At 51.9% G+C, this 19,644-nt stretch carries 16 protein-coding genes; all 16 read right to left on the reverse strand.

Translation table 11 applies throughout. The features are described 5' to 3' along the window. Window positions 1–7: 7 nt before the first annotated feature. The 16 genes from M975_RS12520 to lrhA all read right to left on the reverse strand — a co-directional run bounded on the left by M975_RS12520 (window position 8) and on the right by lrhA (window position 19,243). Complete coding sequence (locus tag M975_RS12520; RefSeq protein WP_064559880.1) at window positions 8–751, reverse strand: type 2 GTP cyclohydrolase I; 744 nt, start codon at window positions 749–751, stop codon at window positions 8–10. Between the two features lies 1 nt (window position 752). Next, complete coding sequence (phrB, locus tag M975_RS12525) at window positions 753–2,180, reverse strand: deoxyribodipyrimidine photo-lyase (RefSeq protein WP_064559882.1); 1,428 nt, start codon at window positions 2,178–2,180, stop codon at window positions 753–755. A 131-nt stretch (window positions 2,181–2,311) separates the two neighbouring features. After that, the gene (gene nuoN / locus M975_RS12530; RefSeq protein WP_064559884.1) at window positions 2,312–3,769 is read right to left on the reverse strand and encodes an NADH-quinone oxidoreductase subunit NuoN; all 1,458 of its coding nucleotides are present in this window, start codon (window positions 3,767–3,769) and stop codon (window positions 2,312–2,314) included. A gap of 6 nt (window positions 3,770–3,775) precedes the next feature. Continuing rightward, window positions 3,776–5,305, reverse strand: a complete 1,530-nt coding sequence (nuoM, locus tag M975_RS12535; RefSeq protein ID WP_064559886.1) for an NADH-quinone oxidoreductase subunit M — start codon at window positions 5,303–5,305, stop codon at window positions 3,776–3,778. Between the two features lie 206 nt (window positions 5,306–5,511). Further along, complete coding sequence (nuoL, locus tag M975_RS12540) at window positions 5,512–7,353, reverse strand: NADH-quinone oxidoreductase subunit L (RefSeq protein WP_064559888.1); 1,842 nt, start codon at window positions 7,351–7,353, stop codon at window positions 5,512–5,514. Next, entirely contained in the window at window positions 7,350–7,652 is a 303-nt protein-coding gene (gene nuoK / locus M975_RS12545; RefSeq protein WP_034458791.1) for an NADH-quinone oxidoreductase subunit NuoK, read from the reverse strand. Before nuoK ends, nuoL begins: the two co-directional genes overlap by 4 nt. Continuing rightward, window positions 7,649–8,206, reverse strand: coding sequence for an NADH-quinone oxidoreductase subunit J (gene nuoJ, locus M975_RS12550; protein ID WP_064559890.1), 558 nt, complete (start codon window positions 8,204–8,206; stop codon window positions 7,649–7,651). Before nuoJ ends, nuoK begins: the two co-directional genes overlap by 4 nt. Window positions 8,207–8,218: 12 nt before the next feature. Beyond that, window positions 8,219–8,761: an NADH-quinone oxidoreductase subunit NuoI gene (gene nuoI / locus M975_RS12555; RefSeq protein ID WP_064559891.1), complete on the reverse strand. Its 543-nt coding sequence runs from the start codon at window positions 8,759–8,761 to the stop codon at window positions 8,219–8,221. 14 nt (window positions 8,762–8,775) lie between these two features. Then, window positions 8,776–9,753 carry an NADH-quinone oxidoreductase subunit NuoH gene (gene nuoH, locus M975_RS12560; RefSeq protein ID WP_064559893.1) on the reverse strand — a complete coding sequence of 326 codons (978 nt, stop codon included), beginning with the start codon at window positions 9,751–9,753 and terminating at the stop codon, window positions 8,776–8,778. Continuing rightward, window positions 9,750–12,473: an NADH-quinone oxidoreductase subunit NuoG gene (nuoG, locus tag M975_RS12565; RefSeq protein WP_064559895.1), complete on the reverse strand. Its 2,724-nt coding sequence runs from the start codon at window positions 12,471–12,473 to the stop codon at window positions 9,750–9,752. The genes nuoH and nuoG overlap by 4 nt, the downstream gene beginning before the upstream one ends. Before the next feature lie 204 nt (window positions 12,474–12,677). Continuing rightward, complete coding sequence (gene nuoF, locus M975_RS12570) at window positions 12,678–14,018, reverse strand: NADH-quinone oxidoreductase subunit NuoF (RefSeq protein ID WP_064559897.1); 1,341 nt, start codon at window positions 14,016–14,018, stop codon at window positions 12,678–12,680. Next, window positions 14,015–14,515: an NADH-quinone oxidoreductase subunit NuoE gene (gene nuoE, locus M975_RS12575; RefSeq protein WP_064559899.1), complete on the reverse strand. Its 501-nt coding sequence runs from the start codon at window positions 14,513–14,515 to the stop codon at window positions 14,015–14,017. The genes nuoF and nuoE overlap by 4 nt, the downstream gene beginning before the upstream one ends. Window positions 14,516–14,517: 2 nt before the next feature. Then, window positions 14,518–16,329, reverse strand: coding sequence for an NADH-quinone oxidoreductase subunit C/D (nuoC, locus tag M975_RS12580; RefSeq protein WP_157093376.1), 1,812 nt, complete (start codon window positions 16,327–16,329; stop codon window positions 14,518–14,520). Window positions 16,330–16,418: 89 nt separating this feature from the next. Then, a complete protein-coding gene (locus tag M975_RS12585; protein WP_064512680.1) occupies window positions 16,419–17,093 on the reverse strand; it encodes a NuoB/complex I 20 kDa subunit family protein in 675 nt (224 codons plus the stop codon). Between the two features lie 96 nt (window positions 17,094–17,189). Continuing rightward, window positions 17,190–17,678, reverse strand: a complete 489-nt coding sequence (nuoA, locus tag M975_RS12590) for an NADH-quinone oxidoreductase subunit NuoA (RefSeq protein WP_064559903.1) — start codon at window positions 17,676–17,678, stop codon at window positions 17,190–17,192. Window positions 17,679–18,307: 629 nt separating this feature from the next. Next, entirely contained in the window at window positions 18,308–19,243 is a 936-nt protein-coding gene (gene lrhA, locus M975_RS12595) for a transcriptional regulator LrhA (RefSeq protein ID WP_064559905.1), read from the reverse strand. Between the last annotated feature and the right edge of the window lie 401 nt (window positions 19,244–19,644).

A 19,644-nucleotide genomic window follows, 5' to 3' on the forward strand; every position in this document is an offset into this window, starting at 1 on the left:
GCTGGCGTTATGCCGGATTAGGAATATCGATGAATGTCACGTCTAAATCGGTTTCAGAGTTCAGCCAGTCACTCAGTGCCTGGATACCACCACGTTCGGTAGCATGATGCCCGGCCGCATAGAAATGCAGGCCCTGCTCACGTGCCGAATGGATTGTCTGCTCTGAAACTTCGCCAGTAATAAATGCATCTACGCCGAATCGGGCTGCGCTATCAATAAAGTTTTGCCCACCACCGGTACACCAGGCCACACGGCGAATTTGTTCAGCGCCGGTATCACCACACCACAACGGCGTGCGCCCAAGGCGCATCTCAATCCATGAAGCCAGTTCTACGCCAGAAAGCGGTGTTGGAAACTCACCCCACGGCACCAGCGGCTCAACTTCCCCTTTGGTTTCAATGCCCAACAACGCACCAAGCTGCGCGTTATTACCCAGTTGTGGATGCGCATCAAGCGGCAAATGCCAGCCGAAGAGATTGATATCGTTAGCCAGCAGCGCTTTCAGGCGGTTACGTTTCATACCGCGAATCACCGGAGACTCACCTTTCCAGAAGTAGCCATGGTGAACAATCACTGCGTCTGCTTCCAGACGTATCGCCTCGTCAATGAGTGCCTGACTTGCAGTCACGCCGGTAACGATTTTGCGGACTTCTTCACGCCCTTCGACCTGTAAACCATTTGGCGCGTAATCGCTGATCGCAGCGCTGTTGAGTTTTTCGTTAATCAGGCGTTCCAGTTCGCTATTTTTCATCTTATTTCTCTTCAGATTTACGGGCCACTTCATAAGCGGCGAGTGTCGCAATACGTGCTTGTTTATGGTCAACAATGGGGCGTGGATAGTCCAGCGTCAGTGGCTGTTTATCCGCCCAAACCCACGGTGTGTGAATATATTTATCAGGCACAGAACTCAATTCAGGCAGCCACTGGCGGATAAACTCACCTTTCGCGTCAAAACGCTCACCCTGGGTGGTCGGGTTGAAAATACGAAAATATGGCGCGGCATCAGTTCCGGTAGATGCCGCCCATTGCCAGCCGCCATTGTTTGCGGCCAGATCCCCATCAATCAGTTGTGACATAAAGTAGCGTTCACCGCACCGCCAGTCGATTAATAAATCTTTCACCAAAAAGCTCGCCACCACCATGCGTAAGCGGTTGTGCATCCAGCCGGTTTTGTTCAGTTGCCGCATCGCCGCATCCACGATGGGAAAACCGGTACAGCCCTGCTGCCAGGCGATGAACTGTGTTTCATCTTGCCGCCAGGCAACGTTATCTGTCCATGGGATAAATGGCTGATGGCGACAAAGTTTTGGGTACGCCACCAGCAAATGGCGGTAGAACTCGCGCCAGATAAGCTCGTTTAGCCATATCGCCCCTGCACCACCTTCCAGCGCCTGCGGGTGTTCTTTCAGTAAGCGGTGTAAGCACTGTCGCGGCGACAGCACGCCAATCGCCAGATAAGCCGATAAACGGCTGGTTCCGTCGACGGCCGGGAAATCACGCAGCTCATGGTAATCGGCTACCGGTTGTCGGCAGAACTGGCGCAACTGGTTAATCGCCTGCTGTTCACCAATGGGGAACAGGCGTTCATCGACAGGCTGGCGGGGATAATCAAAGACCGTGAGTTTGTTCGTTTCCGGCAAGATAACCCCACGGATTTTCGGGGCCGTAACGCACTCTGGTAATGCTTCGCGCAGCCGCTTGATGAACGCTTTACTAAACGGCGTGAAGACTTTGTACATCTCGTGATTGCCGGTGGTTACGCTACCCGGCGGCAATAAAACGCTATCATCAAAGCCCTGGCAAATCACGTTGCTGCCAAATGCCTTTTCAACAGCCGCATCACGCCGCCGCTCATTGAGCTCATACTGATAGTTGTAAAACAGTGCGTCGACTTGCTGCGCTTCACAGAACGTATTCAGGCATTCGACTGACTCATCAAAACCATCAACCTGGTGGATAAACAGTTCGATACCGCGATCAGCAAGAGAGGTATGCAGACTTTGCAGATGCAACCAGATGAATTCAGCCTGGCGAGGCGACATTTCATGTTGCCGCCATTGATGCGCAGTTGCGATAAAAATGGCGACCACGCGCGCGTGAGGGTCACGACACGCCGCAGCCAGTGCCAGGTTGTCATTCACCCGTAAATCATTACGAAACCAGACCAGATGCGTGGCCATACAACTCCATATTTAATTACCTGGCGCAAGATAGACACCCGCACGTTTGAAAATGTTCACTTAAGTGTAGCAAGCCCATAAAACAAAAAGGGCCACCCTGTTGGGCAGCCCTTTCACAGGTCGGGTTGTAACTACATCATCGGTGTTGCCATACGCACCAGCGTGATGAGCGGTTGTGGGTAAACACCCAGCAACAACACCAGCACAGCAGAGATCAGAACCACAACACCGCCGGCAGTGAATGCCCAGTTAGTCGGTGCATCACGGCCAGGCTGTTGCGGTGCGTTCAGGTACAAACTCACCGTCACGCGCAGGTAGTAGTACAAACCAATCGCACTACCCAGCACCACAGCACCAGTCAGCCACCACAGGTGAGACTGAACACCCACCGCGATGATGTAGAACTTACCGATAAAGCCGAGCGTCATTGGGATACCTGCCAGTGACAGCATCATCACGGTCATGACCGCAGACAAAATGGGCTTGTGCCAGAACAGACCACGATAGGAGTACAGCGAATCTGCATCCGGGCCACGGTACGGGCTGGACATCAGGCTGACCACGCCGAACGCGCCGAGGCTGCTGAACAGGTAACCTGCCAGATAAACACCTACCGCTTCCATCGACATAGTGCCGCTTTGCAGCGCAATCAACGCCACCATCAAATAACCGAGGTGTGAGATAGACGAGTAACCAAGCAGACGCTTGATATTAGTCTGGCTCAGCGCCATCAGGTTTCCGAAGATAATGGAAACAAAGGCGATAATGCCCAGCACTACGCGAACAGCTTCGCTATCGCCGACTGGCGCATAGAGGAACAGACGCATCACCACACCAAAGATGGCGATTTTGCTGGCGGTTGCCAGGAAAGTGGAAACCGGAGCCGGTGCGCCCTGGTAAACATCTGGTGTCCACAAGTGGAATGGAACCAGTGACAGTTTAAAGCCAAGACCAACGATCATCAGACCCAGACCCGCCAGCAGCAGCGGTTCGTGCAGCATGTTGTCTGCAAGGCTCTTACCGAGGCTCACAAACGACAGGTCGCCAGACTCTGCATACACCAGCGCCATACCGAACAGCAGGAATGAAGAGGCTGCGGCAGACAAAATAGTGTATTTGATACTGGCTTCAAGCGAACGTTTCTGGCGGAAAGCGTAACCAATCAAACCGAATAACGGCAGAGAAATCAGCTCAATACCCAGGAACAATGCGGCCAGGTGGTTGGCGTTTGCCAGCAGAATACCGCCCAGTGCCGCGATCAGCACCAGCAGGTAAAACTCTTCGCGGTTATCGGTGTAACCCTGAAGCCACGGATAAGCAAACGTACAGGTTGCCAGACTCGCCAGCAGAACCAACCCGGTGTAGAGCATGGCAAAACCATCAACGCGCATCAACGGCGTGACGTCCATCGCTCCAGCCTGACCCACAAACCACAGTGAAACGAGTGCGGCGTTAAGGCCAATTACTGCCAGTGTTGCATTGACAAAATGGTCGCGTCGCCACGCTATGGAGAGCATCACAACCACCACCGTCAATCCGACGACGAGCAGCGGTAGCAGCGCGATCAATTGTTGAGGAGTTATAGTCATGGCGAATTACGGCCTTGTAGTTGGAATTGAACTGGTAAACCACTGCTGAATATTGCTCATCGCGGCGTGCGAAGTATCCAGAATTGGCTGCGGGTAGAAGCCCAGCAGGACTAACAACACCACCAGCAACAGGATGATAAAGAACTCGCGCAGCGACATGCCTGCCAGTTGTTTATCACTGATTTCGCTTTTTGCTTTCCCGAAGTACGCACGATGTATCATCGCCAGAGAATAAACAGAGGCAAAGACCAGCCCGAAAGTAGAGATAATGGTAATCATTGGTACGACATGGAAGCTGCCGAACAGAATCATAAATTCGCCAACAAAGTTACCAGTGCCCGGCATACCCAATGTTGCCACCGCGAAGAACAGCGACAAACCTGGCAGCCATTTGATTTTATTCCACAGACCGCCCATCAGACGCATATCACGAGTGTGCAGACGCTCGTAAATCTGGCCGCAGATGATGAACATACCGGCCGCAGACAGACCGTGAGCAATCATCTGAATCACCGCACCCTGGTACGCCAGTTGGCTGCCGGTATAAATGGCAATCAACACGAAGCCCATGTGGGAAACAGAAGTGTAAGCAATCAGGCGTTTGATATCAGTTTGTGCGAAGGCCATCCACGCACCGTAGAAGATGCCGATAACACCCAACCACATAGCGATTGGTGCAAATTCAGCGGAAGCTTCCGGGAACAGTGGCAGCGCAAAACGCAGCAGGCCGTAGGCCGCAGTTTTCAGCAAGATACCTGCGAGGTCAACAGAACCCGCCGTTGGTGCCTGGGAGTGCGCGTCTGGCAACCAGCCGTGCAATGGCACCACTGGCATTTTCACCGCAAACGCGATAAAGAAGCCCAGCATCAGCAACCATTGAACACCGTGGGACATTGGGGTGTGCAGCAACAGTTCGTAGTTAAACGTCCACACGCCTGTTGCGTTGTAGTGCACGAATACCAAGCCAAGAATCGCAATCAACATCACCAGGCCGCTTGCCTGGGTATAGATGAAGAACTTGGTTGCAGCGGTAATACGCGTCTTCCCGTCGGAGGCTTTGTGGCCCCACAGTGCAATCAGGAAGTACATCGGCACCAGCATCATTTCCCAGAAGAAGAAGAACAGGAACATGTCGATGGCAAGGAACACGCCGATAACGCCACCGAGGATCCACATCAGGTTGAGGTGGAAGAAGCCCTGATATTTTTCGATTTCATTCCAGGAACAGAGTACCGCCAGCACACCAAGCAGACCGGTCAATACGACCATCAGCAGTGACAGGCCATCCAGCGCCAGATGGATTTCAATCCCAAAGCGTGGGATCCACGGCAAAACAAATTCAGACTGCCACTGCGGCAAACCTGCGGATTGCGTCAGTGTGTAGCCACCGGCTAACCACAGTTGCAAAGAGAGAGCCAGTGTCAGTCCCATCGTTACCAACGCAATCCAACGCGGCACTTTTACGCCGAAGCGTTCAGTCTGCCAGCAGAGGAAGCCGCCAATAAACGGGATTAGTATCAGCCAGGGTAATAGCATGGCAATAAATATCCTTGTTAAAGTCCAGTTCAGGCTATCTTGCTCGTCATACCGAACCCCGGCAGTGCTCGCAATCCTCACGTACTCAAGTACGATCCGGTTGCTCCGCGCTGGCGGTGTTCAGTCTGACTTCGCCGATGACGCCTGTTTTTCAGGACCTAATTTTCAACGAATTCTCAGAGAAAATTCACTTAACTCTTAAATACTTAGCGCAAGACCAGCAGCAGGCCCAATACGACCACCGCACCGATACTCATTGATGCCACATACCAGCGCAGATAACCGTTTTCACTCACCAACAGGCCACGACCTGCAAAGCGGGAAAGTACTGCCGGAATGTTCATCAGTGAATTCAGCGGATCGCTCTTAATCAACCAGGCGATACCCAGGAATGGCTTAACAAAGACTTTATCGTACAGCCAGTCGAAGCCCCAGGCATGGAACCACCAGGTACCGAAGAAGCGGCCCGGAGCGCTGTTGGCAATCGCTGTTACTAGCGTACGTTTGCCCAGCCACAGCCATGCTGCAATCAGAATCCCGGCGATAGCCACAATGCCTGAAGTGATCTCCAGGGTCAGCACGCTACCGTGCGCAAGCTCAGTGGTTGCTGGCAGGACGCCCGCTAATGGCGGAACAATCATGGCCCCCACGAAAGTGGACAACACCAGCAGCACAATCAGCGGCAGGTTGTGAGTAATGCCTTTGAGCGCATGCGCGTGAATCTGCTCTTTACCGTGGAAGACGATGAAGATCATACGGAAGGTGTACAGTGAGGTCATAAACGCACCGACCAGACCTGCAACCATCAGGTTCACATGACCATTCGCCATCGCACCGGCCAGAATCTCATCTTTACTGAAGAAGCCAGCAGTAATGAGTGGCAACGCAGACAAGGCTGCACCACCGACCAGGAAGCAGATATACACCAGTGGAATGGACTTACGCAGACCACCCATTTTGAAAATGTTTTGTTCGTGGTGGCAGGCAAGAATCACCGAGCCTGATGACAGGAACAGCAACGCTTTGAAGAAGGCGTGTGTCATCAGGTGGAAAATCGCCGCATCCCAAGCTTGTACGCCCAGCGCCAGGAACATGTAGCCAATCTGGCTCATGGTCGAGTACGCAAGCACACGTTTGATATCGGTTTGCACCAGAGCAGCAAAACCCGCCATTACCAGCGTGACAGCACCGACAATGCCCACTAAATGCAGCACTTCCGGCGTTAACAGGAACAGGCCGTGAGTACGAGCAATCAGGTAGACACCGGCGGTAACCATGGTCGCTGCGTGGATCAGCGCTGAAACAGGCGTTGGGCCTGCCATCGCATCCGCAAGCCAGGTCTGCAACGGCAACTGAGCAGATTTACCTACCGCGCCGCCTAACAGCATCAGGGTTGCCCACATCAGCATTTGGTTGCCAGCCGCAAAGTGCTGCGGTGCCAGCTCAACCATTTCGCGGAAGTTCAGCGTGCCCAGTTCGTTGTAAAGAATGAACAGTGCGAAAGCGAGGAACACGTCGCCCACGCGGGTTACAACAAACGCTTTCATGGCCGCTGCGCCGTTCTTCGGATCGGTATAGTAGAAACCAATCAGCAGATACGAGCACAGACCTACGCCTTCCCAACCCAGATACATCAACAGCAGGTTATCGCCAAGCACCAGCACGACCATGCTGGCAATAAACAGGTTGGTGTAAGCGAAGAAGCGGGAGTAGCCCTCTTCCCCACGCATATACCAGGAAGCGTACATGTGGATCAGGAAACCAACGCCAGTCACCACCGACAGCATGGTCAATGACAAACCGTCGAGGATCAGGTTGAAGCCGATATTAAAATCACCAACTGACATCCAAGTCCATAACGGCTGGGTAAACGCTTCTCTTCCATTGTTAAAGAAATCAACCCCGACAATTGCAGTCACTAAGGCTGCAAGACCGATTGAGCCGACCCCAACCGTGGCAGAAAGGTTTTCTGACCAACGACCGCGAGAGAACGCCAACAATAAAAAGCCAATAAAAGGCAAAAGAATGGTTAACCAGAGAAGGTTCATCCACGCATCTCACTTACTGAATCGATATTCAGGCTCTGGCGACGACGATGGAGCTGCAATAACAGTGCGAGGCCAATACTGGCTTCGGCGGCAGCTAAGCTAATCGCAAGAATATACATCACCTGGCCATCAGCCTGGCCCCAGTAACTGCCAGCGACCACAAATGCAAGGGCCGCGGCGTTAATCATCACTTCCAGGCTAATCAGCATGAAAAGCAGGTTGCGACGAATCACAAGCCCCGTCAGCCCCAGTACGAACAAGATAGCCGCGAGGATAAGTCCATGTTGCAGCGGAATCATACGTGCTCCTCCGTTTTTCTTTTCACAGCCTGGTCAGCCTGACGGTTGCTCAGCACTTCACCTGGGCGATCTTCACGACCAAGGTGGAATGCCACAACCAGACCCGCCAACAGCAGCATTGAGGCTAATTCCACTGCCAGAACGTACGGCCCAAACAGTGCGATACCCACTTGTTTAGCGCTGATAGATGTTCCGTCGATACCCTGGTCATTCAGACCCATGATCGCGTACACCAGCACCGCAAGCAGCACGGCAGACAAAACACCAGGGCCAATCCACAACTGCGGTTTCAGCCACTGACGCTCTTGCTCAACAACCGCGCCGCCAAGGTTTAGCATCATGACCACAAAGACGAACAACACCATGATGGCGCCGGCGTAAACGATAATCTCAAGCGCTGCGGCAAAGTAAGCCCCCAGGGAGAAGAACACCCCGGAGATAGCCAGCAGTGAGATGATCAGATACAGCAAGGCATGCACCGGGTTGGTATGCGTGATCACCCTTAAGGTGGTCCCAACCGCGATGATTGCGCAAATATAAAAAGCGAATTCCATTGCCTTGCTCCTTTAAGGTAATAGGCCTTTGACGTCGATAGGCTTAGCTTCGTTTTCTGCTTCGCCCTTATCTTTGCCGTCGATTGCCATACCTGCCATCCGGTAGAAGTTATATTCCGGGTATTTGCCCGGACCGGAGATCAACAGGTCCTCTTTTTCGTACACCAAATCCTGGCGCTTAAACTCGCCCAGTTCGAAATCTGGAGTGAGCTGAATGGCCGTGGTCGGGCACGCTTCTTCGCACAAGCCACAGAAAATGCAGCGCGAGAAGTTGATGCGGAAGAATTCTGGATACCAGCGGCCATCTTTCGTTTCTGCTTTTTGCAGCGAAATACAACCAACCGGGCAGGCAACCGCACACAGGTTACAAGCAACACAGCGCTCTGAACCGTCCGGATCGCGCGTCAGCACAATACGGCCACGGTAGCGCGGCGGTAAATAGACTGGCTCTTCCGGATACATCTGCGTTTCACGTTTGGCAAACGCGTGCAGACCAATCATCCAGATACTGCGTACCTGGGTGCCGAAACCAACCGCTAACTCTTTCAATGTCATGGTTTTTTCACCCCTTATGGTGCCTGATAGAGAATGACCGCGGCGGTCACCAGCAGATTGATCAGTGTCAGCGGCAGGCAAATTTTCCAGCCAAACGACATCACCTGGTCATAACGCGGACGAGGCAACGATGCACGAATCAAAATGAACATCATCATGAAGAACGCAGTTTTCAGCGCAAACCAGATGAACGGTGGTAACCACGGGCCATGCCAGCCACCAAAGAACAGGGTGACAATCAGAGCTGAAACGGTAACGATGCCGATGTACTCACCCACGAAGAACAGGCCGAATTTCATGCCTGAGTATTCGATGTGGTAACCATCTGCCAGTTCTTGTTCCGCTTCAGGTTGGTCAAATGGGTGACGGTGACAAACCGCAACGCCTGCGATGGCGAAGGTAACAAAGCCGAAGAACTGCGGAATCACGTTCCACAGGTTAGCCTGGTTATCAACGATATCGCCCATATTAAACGAACCCGCCTGCGCAACAACGCCCATCAGGGAAAGACCGAGGAACACTTCGTAGCTGAGTGTCTGCGCGGAAGCACGCATCGCACCCAACAGCGAGTATTTGTTGTTACTTGACCAGCCAGCGAACAACACCGCGTAAACCGCGAGGCCAGCCAGCATCAGGAAGAACAAAATACCAATGTTCAGGTCGGCAACCACCCAGTTCGGGCTAACTGGCACAATCGCAAAGGCCAGCAGCATCGAGGTGAAGGCAATCATCGGTGCCAGGGTAAAGATGACGCGGTCCGCAAAGCGCGGGGTCCAGTCTTCTTTAAAGAACATTTTGATCATGTCCGCGACTAACTGGAGCGAGCCGCCCCAGCCAACACGGTTAGGTCCGTAACGGTTCTGGAACAGGCCCAGCAAACGACGCTCACCGAAACTCATGAACGCGCCGCATGTCACCACGACCAGCAAGATAACGACAGCCTTGAGAATGCTCAGCAGAATGTCGATAACATCCGGTGTTAACCAACTCATTGGCCAGCCTCCTGAAGATTTTCAAGACGAGCACCCGCCAGTACCGGAGCAATGCCAGGCATCCCCATCGGTAAACCAACCTGCCCTGCCGCCAGACCTTCGGAAAGTTGCAGCGGCAGACTCAGCGTCTGGCCTTCATAGCTAAACGAAATCAGGCTTCCGGCGTTCACGCCCAGTTTTGCAGCATCAGCCGGGTTCAGCTTGATATACGGCTCAGCCATACGGCTCTGGAAGACCGGAGAACGTTGTGACATTTCATCGCTACCAAACAGATGGTAATAAGGCGCAATACGCCACTTCCCGTCTTCCGCCTGGAAGGTTTCTGGCACGTCGGTGAAGAAATCAATCCCCGTTTCGGAGGCTTCAATCAGACGCACACCCGGGTCACCATGGCGCAGGTTGCCACCCACTTCGGCCTGGAATTTGTTCCATGCCTGCGGTGAGTTCCAGCCTGGTGCCCATGCAAATGGAATTTGCTGGCGGTTCGCAAGTGGGCTGTTGTTCCCTTCCATTGAGAAGGCGAACATCGTGTCTTTATCCTGCGGCTGGCGTGGTTCGTGCACGCTGATGTTAGCGCGCATAGCCGTACGGCCACTGGAGCGGATTGGAGAACGCGACAGTTTCTGACCACGGATACGGAAGCTGGCATCAGGTGCCGCATCTTTAATCCCGGCCAGTTGCGGCAGCGCTTTCACACAAGCATCGATAACATCGTCAAGCTGCGTCCAGTCCACTTCACGGCTTTGAACGGTGCTGTGCAGAGAATGCAACCAGCGCCAGCTTTCCAGCATCACAATGGACTGGTCATAGTAAGACGGGTCATAAACCTGGAAGAAGCGCTGTGCGCGGCCTTCGTTGTTAATCACCGTACCGTCGCTTTCGGCAAAGCTTGCGGTGGAAAGCACCAGGTGTGCTTTGTCCATAATAGCCGTGCGTTGATGGTCGATAACCATCACCAGCGGCGCTTTAGAAAGTGCTGCGTCAACACGTGCAGCAGAGGCATGGCGATGCAGATCGTTTTCCAGCACGACTACCGCATCGGCAGAACCGCTTTCCAGTTCGCTCAGTGCTTCTTCAAGAGAACCACCGCCGATAAGGCCTAGCCCAACACTGTTGACTGCGCGAGCAACCATAGTGATACCAACATCGGCACCACGGCCTTTCAGTGCTTTAGCCACGTTTGCCGCAGCCTGAATCACCGCTTCGCTTCCGGCGTTAGTACCGGATACGATCAATGGTTTTTTCGCACCCGCCAGCGCTTGAACAATCACGTCGACTTTATTTTTCAGGTCACGATCAAGTTCAACAGCTGGGGAACTGCTATCCAACGCGTGAGCAACCGCAAAGCCCAGACGTGCCTGATCTTCAACCGGCGCACGGTAAGTCCATGCGGCGATATCATCCAGACGAGTGCTGTCGATATTGGTGACAAACAGCGGGTGTTTCGCGTGCTGGCCAATGTTCATGATCGCCGCAATCTGCCAGTCAGCGACTTTCTGTGCTGCTGCCATTTCACGTGATTTGCCTTTAACAGCCTGACGCACAGCCAGTGCAACGCGCGCACCTGTTTGTGTAATGTCTTCGCCTAAAACCAGAACCGCATCGTAGGTTTCGATTTCACGCAGTGCCGGAGTGTGAATGCCACTTTCTTGCAGCACTTTCAGCATCAGTTGCAGACGCGCTTGTTCGCCCGTTGCGATACCGGTGTAGAAGTTATCCGCACCCACCAGCTCACGCAGCGCGAAGTTGCTTTCGACGCTGGCACGTGGGGATCCGATACCGATCACTTTCTTCGACTGGCGCAGAATATCTGCCGCGCCCTGCATCGCTTGTTCAGCGTTCAGCGTGATCAGATCGTCGCCACGGCGCTGGATCGGCTGGCGTGGACGATCCTTCAGGTTGACGTAGCCATAACCGAAGCGGCCACGGTCACATAGGAAGTAGTGGTTCACGGTGCCGTTGTAACGGTTTTCGATACGACGCAATTCACCGTAACGCTCACCAGGGCTTGTGTTACAGCCGATGCTGCACTGCTGGCAAATGCTTGGGGCGAACTGCATATCCCACTTACGGTTATAACGCTCGGAGTGAGTTTTATCAGTGAATACACCGGTCGGGCAGATTTCTACCAGGTTACCGGAGAATTCGCTCTCAAGCGTGCCGTCTTCAGGGCGGCCGAAGTAGACGTTGTCGTGAGCGCCGTAAACACCCAAATCGGTGCCGTCAGCATAATCTTTGTAGTAACGCACACAGCGGTAACAAGCGATGCAGCGGTTCATTTCGTGAGAGATGAACGGGCCGAGGTCCTGATTACGGTGAGTACGCTTGGTGAAACGGTAGCGACGGAAGCTATGACCGGTCATTACCGTCATATCTTGCAGGTGGCAGTTGCCGCCTTCTTCACATACCGGGCAGTCGTGTGGGTGGTTAGTCATCAACCATTCCACGACGCTTTCACGGAACTCTTTTGCTTCGCTGTCATCAATAGAGATGAACGTACCGTCAGAGGCAGGTGTCATACATGACATCACCAGGCGGCCACGAAGATCTTCTGCGTTCTGATATTGCTTCACCGCGCACTGGCGGCAAGCACCGACGCTACCAAGCGCCGGGTGCCAGCAAAAATAAGGAATATCAAGGCCGAGCGACAGACATGCTTGCAGCAGGTTGTCTGACCCGTTTACCTCATATTCTTTGCCGTCTACATGTATCGTAGCCATAGTCAGCATGCTTCCAGTTGGCCCGAATAATCTTCGTCTTTCACACTGCGGTTGCGTTGGCTGCTCTCGCTCACCCTGGTCATTTAGTTAACTAAACTCCCAAGGATTCACTCCTTTGCCGCCTTGCCTCAGCACGAAATTCTTGATTACTCTTTAGGCATTAATTATAAAATTTTTAACCTGCAAACTCAGTATTGCCAGGTGTTACCAGCGCGCTTTTAATAAGTTCGGTTGGATGCCAGCAATGGCACGCGTGTTACCGAAATCTTGTTTGGCAATGCCTGCTTCGAATTCGTCGCGGAAATATTTAATCGCACTCTGTAATGGCTCAACCGCACCTGGCGCATGCGCACAGAAGGTTTTACCCGGACCGAGGAAACGACACAGTTGCTCAAGTGTCTCGATATCCCCAGGCTGGCCTTCGCCACGCTCCAGCGCACGCAGAATTTTCACACTCCACGGCAGGCCATCACGGCAAGGTGTACACCAGCCGCAAGATTCACGGGAAAAGAACTCTTCCAGATTGCGCACCAACGGAACCATACCAATTTCATGGTCAACCGCCATCGCCAGCGCCGTACCTAAACGACTTCCCGCTTTACCGATGCTTTCGAATTCCATCGGCAGGTCAAGATGCGATTCGGTCAGGAAGTCTGTCCCTGCCCCGCCCGGCTGCCAGGCTTTGAATTTCAGGCCATCACGCATACCACCGGCATATTCTTCAAGAATCTCACGTGCGGTGGTACCGAACGGTAATTCCCAGACACCTGGGTTTTTCACACGCCCGGAGAAGCCCATCAGCTTGGTGCCAGCATCTTTGCTGGTCGAAATGCCCTGATACCATTCCACGCCGTTGGCCAGAATCGCTGGCACGTTGCACAGAGTTTCAACGTTATTAACACACGTTGGTTTACCCCACACGCCGCTTGAGGCCGGGAATGGTGGTTTTGAACGAGGGTTAGCGCGGCGGCCTTCCAGGGAGTTAATCAATGCGGTTTCTTCACCACAGATATAACGCCCAGCACCGGTGTGCACGATAAGCTCAAAATCAAAACCAGAACCGAGAATGTTTTTGCCCAGCAAACCTGCTTCGGTTGCTTCAGCAATCGCGCGGCGCAAATGCACAGCAGCTTCGATGTACTCACCGCGCAGGAAGATGTAACCGCGGTAGGCTTTCAGCGCGAATGCAGAAATCAGCATGCCTTCCACCAAAAGGTGCGGCAGTTGCTCCATCAGCAAACGGTCTTTATAGGTGCCGGGTTCCATTTCATCGGCGTTACACAGCAGGTAACGGATGTTCATGGACTCGTCTTTCGGCATCAGGCTCCACTTCAAACCAGTGGAAAAGCCCGCACCGCCGCGCCCTTTCAGGCCGGAGTCTTTAACGCGATTCACGACTTCGTCTGGTGCCAGGCCTGTCAACGCAAGACGCGCCCCTTCGTAGCCGTTTTTGCTGCGATATTCATCCAGCCAGACAGGCTGTTTGTCATCACGCAACCGCCAGGTCAGCGGATGGGTTTCGGCAGTACGAATAATCGTCTTCATTTATACTGCTCCAGCAAATCAGGGATTGCTTCCGGCGTCAGATAGCTGTGAGTGTCCTCATCAATCATCATGGTCGGCCCTTTGTCGCAGTTACCCAGACAGCAGGTTGGCAGCAGGGTAAAGCGACCATCAAACGTGGTTTGACCCGGTTTGATGTCCAGTTTTGCTTCAATAGCAGACTGAATGCCCTGATAGCCAGTAATGTGGCAAACCACGCTGTCGCAATAGCGAATCACGTGGCGACCAACCGGCTGGCGGAAGATCTGACTATAGAATGTGGCAACACCTTCTACGTCGCTGGCTGGAATGCCCAGAACTTCAGCGATGGCATAAATAGCGCCGTCAGGCACCCAGCCACGCTGTTTCTGAACAATTTTCAGCGCTTCAATAGAAGCTGCGCGAGCATCTTCGTAATGATGTTTTTCGTGCTCAATCGCATCACGCTCGACTTGACTCAGCTCAAAGGCTTCTGCCTGGGGTTGTTGTTTATCGTGCATAGTTAGCGATCCACATCAGACATTACAAAATCGATACTACCCAGATAGACAATCAGGTCAGAAACCAGACTGCCGCGGATCGCCGACGGGATTTGCTGCAAGTGCGCAAAGCTCGGGGTACGAATACGGGTACGGTAGCTCATAGTGCTGCCGTCGCTGGTCAGGTAGTAACTGTTAATCCCTTTGGTCGCCTCAATCATCTGGAAGGATTCGTTAGCCGGCATAACCGGGCCCCACGAAACCTGCAGGAAGTGAGTGATCAGGGTCTCGATATGTTGCAGCGTGCGCTCTTTCGGCGGCGGCGTTGTCAGCGGGTGGTCAGCTTTGAACGGGCCAGCAGGCATGTTTTTCAGGCACTGCTCAAGAATGCGCAAACTCTGGCGAAGCTCTTCAACTTTCAGCATCACACGGGTGTAGCAGTCACTGATGCCACCGCCGACCGGGATTTCGAAGTCGAAGTTTTCATAACCAGAGTAAGGACGAGCTTTACGGATATCGAAATCAACACCCGTTGCGCGCAGGCCAGCACCGGTAGTGCCCCACTCTAGCGCTTCTTTCTTACCGTAAGCAGCAACGCCCTGTGAACGACCTTTCAAAATGGTGTTACGCAGTGCTGCTTTCTCGTAGGAATCCAGACGTTTTGGCATCCAGTCGAGGAACTCTTTTAGCAAGCGCTCCCAGCCGTTTGGCAAGTCATGTGCCACACCGCCGATACGGAACCAGGCCGGGTGCATACGGAAACCGGTAATCGCTTCGACCAGGTCATAGATTTTCTGACGGTCGGTAAAGGCGAAGAACACCGGAGTCATCGCGCCCACGTCCTGAATAAACGTAGAGATGTACAGCAAGTGGCTGTTAATACGGAACAGTTCGGACAACATGACGCGAATAACGTCTACACGTTCAGGAACCTTGATACCCGCCAGTTTTTCAACCGCCAGCACGTATGGCATTTCGTTTACGCAGCCGCCGAGGTATTCGATACGGTCGGTATACGGAATGTAGCTGTGCCAGGACTGACGCTCACCCATTTTCTCAGCGCCACGGTGGTGGTAACCGATGTCCGGTACGCAATCGACAATCTCTTCACCGTCGAGTTGCAGAACGATACGGAATGCACCATGCGCGGATGGGTGGTTTGGACCGAGGTTTAGGAACATGAAATCTTCATGCTCGCTGCTGCGCTTCATGCCCCACTCTTCAGGCTTGAAGGTCAACGCTTCCATCTCGAGGTCTTCTTTCTGTTTGGTCAATTCAAACGGATCGAACTCGGTGGCACGCGCCGGGTAGTCTTTACGCAGCGGATGGCCTTCCCACGTTGATGGCATCATGATGCGCGTCAGGTGCGGGTGACCATTAAAGGTGATGCCAAACATTTCCCAGGTTTCACGCTCATACCAGTTAGCGTTCGGGAACAGTTTGGTAATTGTTGGCACGTTCAGGTCGTTTTCAGACAGCGCCACCTTGAGCATGATATCGCGGTTGCGATCGATGGAAATCAGGTGGTAGAAAACGGAAAAATCCGCAGCCGGTAAACCGTTGCGGTGAGTGCGAAGACGTTCGTCCATGCCATGCAGGTCAAACAACATGACGAAGGGTTTCGGTAGTCTTTTTAAGAAGTCGACAATTTCCAGTAACTGTTCGCGCTTAACCCAGACCACCGGAACACCGGTACGGGTTGGCTGAACAGTAAAGGCATCCGGCCCAAAACGGTTACGCAGTTCGCCAATAACCGGATCATCTAAATGGTCACGGGTTTGCCAGGCTTCCTGGTTGGCATCATGCGCGGTTAAATCGGTCATAATTCTCACCATTGCAAATGGTACGTGGTGACTGTCGGTCAGCGGCTTCGCGCTAATATTATTGATATGCGAAGTAAACTCACGCGGACCACAGGCGCAAATTAAATCTCGTCTGGCGACCTAAGATTAGTGACTGCAATACGCTCGCCGCGTTTACGCTCGCGCTCTGATTGCATGTTGGCGCGATACACGCCCTGATCACCAACCACCCAAGACAGTGGACGACGCTCTTTACCAATGGATTCTTGCAGCAGCATCAGAGCCTGCATGTAAGCTTCCGGACGCGGTGGACAACCTGGGATGTAAACATCGACAGGCAGGAATTTATCCACACCCTGCACGACGGAATAGATGTCGTACATGCCGCCTGAGTTGGCGCAGGCACCCATCGAGATAACCCATTTTGGCTCAAGCATTTGGTCATAAAGGCGCTGAATGACGGGAGCCATTTTGGTAAAGCAGGTCCCTGCAATAACCATCAGATCGGCCTGACGCGGAGAAGCACGCAGTACTTCGGCACCAAAACGTGCCACGTCATGTACGGCGGTAAACGAGGTCACCATCTCAACGTAGCAGCAAGAAAGGCCAAAGTTATAAGGCCAAATTGAGTTTTTACGCCCCCAGTTCACCATATCGTGCATGGCATGTTCGAGCTTGCCCATGTACACACTACGGTTGATTTCTTGATCAAGAGGATCGGTTACGATCTCCTGTTTTTGCAGGGGGTAACGGTCGTTCTCACCGTCGGGGTCTATGCGGGTGAGCGTATAGTCCATCTTATTGCCTCATTTTATGCTCGTTATAATTCAATTTACAGCGGTGTTGGCTGCGTTCATAAACCCCAATTACTTACCTAAGTAAGCTCATGGGATTTACTCGCTTGCCGCCTTGCTGTAATCCGAATTCTTTAGAGCATCTTGCGTATGACGGTTAGTAATACTGTCGGTTTCCGGGTTGATTTGGGCACGGCGCGAACGCGCAGGAGTCCAATCAAGCGCGCCAATACGCACCAGATACACCAGGCCTGCCAGTAGCACTAAAATGAAAATTGCGGCCTCAACGAAACCTACCCATCCGCTTTCACGGATAGAAACTGACCACGCATAGAGATACAAGGCTTCCACGTCAAAAATAACGAAGAACATGGCAACCAGGTAAAACTTGGCAGATAGGCGTAAGCGCGCTGTACCAACTGAGTCAATACCTGACTCGAAGGGAGTGTTTTTGTGCCGACCCTTAGCTCTCCCGCCAAGGAACCAGGCCCCGAGAAGCATTACGCAACACAGGCCTATGGCAACAATAAGAAAGACTGCGAACGCCCAATGGTGAGCGATAACTTCAGTGGATGTTGACATACTCATTGCTTACTCATCAAAAGTGGCGCCAAAGTCTCTGCTCTTGCTGGCAGATGAACACCACATCGATTCATGGGGAGGAACAATAAACCTTACAATAACTGCCGGAATCAAAACTTTACCAGCAAATTGATGGGGTTTTTTACTCCTTTCTATAACCTTTTGTCAACTTTAACAAAAGTATCCACACATTAATTTACATCAACCCAAGTTCATTAACATTTAGTGCGTTAAAAGCTGGTAACGTCAGGTTACTAACTCGTTTTTAATGAAGGTGAATCGTGTCCGTTAAGGAGGAAAAAAATAACTACTGCTCTATTTTGGCAGGAAATCTCAACTATTCATCCCCCCATTAGGAAGTATTTTCTTGATCTGAGACACGCTTTTGTTAATCCATATCAAAAACCAACAACATTGCAGCGTGTTTTTTAACATTTAAACAGGAGTTGATTCGCAGAAAAGGTGCAGAAGGCTGATAACAAGGGAGGAATGAAGTCGTTTGTTTTAAAACATGTTTTTACAAATTAGCAATAAATACAACTTGCACTGATTAAAAAACAAGCCATTGAGACGAAAAACAGCCTCAATGACCTATTTTAGAATTTCATATTTTGTTACGAACAAATCGGGTGGTGCTATTCGAAATCACGTTCCATTAACACAGTGCCATCATCTTCATCAGTTGAAGGCAGATAGCGATATGGATTTGGGTTAGATTCCAGAGCACTAAAGATGGCCTGCGCTAAATCGTTACTGGTTTGCAGATTACGGCACAACAGATATTCCGTATCCGGTATCAATGGCAAGCCATCGACAGCACCCAGCACGCGCAGCTCAGGGCTCATCATTTCTACAGGACGAGCCGTCACACCCAGGCCAGCTTTCACCGCGGCGCGCACAGCAGATAGCGTTGAAGCAACATAAGCAATGCGCCACGGAATGCGCTCTGCGTTCAAATGCTCAAGCATCATATCGCGGTAAGGGCTCGGATCGTCGAGCATGACTAAAGGTACTGTTTCACCTTTCTGGAATACATAATCCGCAGCGCAGTACCATAACGTCGGCGAAGTACGTAAAACAATGGACTCAAAATGTTCCGGTTTCGCCGTAGTGACAACCAAATCAACTTCCTGCTGGTTGAGCATTTCGGCCATAAACGGGTTACGTTTAACGCGCACATCCAACGCCAGCTTAGGATAGACAGAGCTTATCCGGTTAAGCAGGTATGGCAGGATAGTATCCGCGGTTTCATCAGATGCACCGATAGTCAGCACACCTTGTAAATTGCTAAACATTAACGATGTACATGCTTCATCATTAAAACGCAGAATTTTTCGCGCATAACCCAGAAGCTGAATACCGTGCTCTGTCAAAAGCTTGTTACGGCCATGACGAGCAAAAAGCTCTTTCCCTACTAACTGTTCCAGACGCTGCATCTGCTGGCTAACAGCCGATTGAGTACGGCAAACCGCAACGGCTGCTGCCGCAAAAGTATTCAGATCCGCTACGGCGACAAAAGTCCTCAGCAGATCGAGGTCGAGATTAAGTATCGGACGATTTGCGTTAATCATATTTTTTTCACTAGTAGGTTGCTCTTACGAGTCTGCCTTAGTTTTATTGCTGTGATTTATCAAAAAGATAAAGCAATTCCCTTTTACAGAACGTCTCCTGAGGGAGAGCACCGTCATCCTGACAGCCGTTCTGACTTTTTTTATTTTCATGCATTCAGACTTACGTGAATCAATAATGTGACGCACGTATTCCTGGAGATATTATACCGACACAAACAACATACAAACATTCGTCTTAACGTACTAGTCACTTAAATTAAAACTGAGTAATTATTGTAAATCCAGTTCAATACTGAGTTTTATTTATTCAACTTACTGTGACAACGAGGGATACGTATGATGAAAACGCACTTTTAGCCACTGCACTATGCTGGCAATTGCCAGGTCATAACGGCCATATA

The organism is Buttiauxella brennerae ATCC 51605, assembly GCF_001654925.1.
Lineage (GTDB): Bacteria > Pseudomonadota > Gammaproteobacteria > Enterobacterales > Enterobacteriaceae > Buttiauxella > Buttiauxella brennerae.

Excerpts from the sequence above, each read along its gene's own strand:
- M975_RS12520 (WP_064559880.1), bottom strand. The coding sequence starts at position 751 with ATGAAAAATAGCGAACTGGAACGCCTGATTAACGAAAAACTCAACAGC.
- phrB (WP_064559882.1), bottom strand. The coding sequence starts at position 2,180 with ATGGCCACGCATCTGGTCTGGTTTCGTAATGATTTACGGGTGAATGAC.
- nuoN (WP_064559884.1), bottom strand. The coding sequence starts at position 3,769 with ATGACTATAACTCCTCAACAATTGATCGCGCTGCTACCGCTGCTCGTC.
- nuoM (WP_064559886.1), bottom strand. The coding sequence starts at position 5,305 with ATGCTATTACCCTGGCTGATACTAATCCCGTTTATTGGCGGCTTCCTC.
- nuoL (WP_064559888.1), bottom strand. The coding sequence starts at position 7,353 with ATGAACCTTCTCTGGTTAACCATTCTTTTGCCTTTTATTGGCTTTTTA.
- nuoK (WP_034458791.1), bottom strand. The coding sequence starts at position 7,652 with ATGATTCCGCTGCAACATGGACTTATCCTCGCGGCTATCTTGTTCGTA.
- nuoJ (WP_064559890.1), bottom strand. The coding sequence starts at position 8,206 with ATGGAATTCGCTTTTTATATTTGCGCAATCATCGCGGTTGGGACCACC.
- nuoI (WP_064559891.1), bottom strand. The coding sequence starts at position 8,761 with ATGACATTGAAAGAGTTAGCGGTTGGTTTCGGCACCCAGGTACGCAGT.
- nuoH (WP_064559893.1), bottom strand. The coding sequence starts at position 9,753 with ATGAGTTGGTTAACACCGGATGTTATCGACATTCTGCTGAGCATTCTC.
- nuoG (WP_064559895.1), bottom strand. The coding sequence starts at position 12,473 with ATGGCTACGATACATGTAGACGGCAAAGAATATGAGGTAAACGGGTCA.
- nuoF (WP_064559897.1), bottom strand. The coding sequence starts at position 14,018 with ATGAAGACGATTATTCGTACTGCCGAAACCCATCCGCTGACCTGGCGG.
- nuoE (WP_064559899.1), bottom strand. The coding sequence starts at position 14,515 with ATGCACGATAAACAACAACCCCAGGCAGAAGCCTTTGAGCTGAGTCAA.
- nuoC (WP_157093376.1), bottom strand. The coding sequence starts at position 16,329 with ATGGTGAGAATTATGACCGATTTAACCGCGCATGATGCCAACCAGGAA.
- M975_RS12585 (WP_064512680.1), bottom strand. The coding sequence starts at position 17,093 with ATGGACTATACGCTCACCCGCATAGACCCCGACGGTGAGAACGACCGT.
- nuoA (WP_064559903.1), bottom strand. The coding sequence starts at position 17,678 with ATGAGTATGTCAACATCCACTGAAGTTATCGCTCACCATTGGGCGTTC.
- lrhA (WP_064559905.1), bottom strand. The coding sequence starts at position 19,243 with ATGATTAACGCAAATCGTCCGATACTTAATCTCGACCTCGATCTGCTG.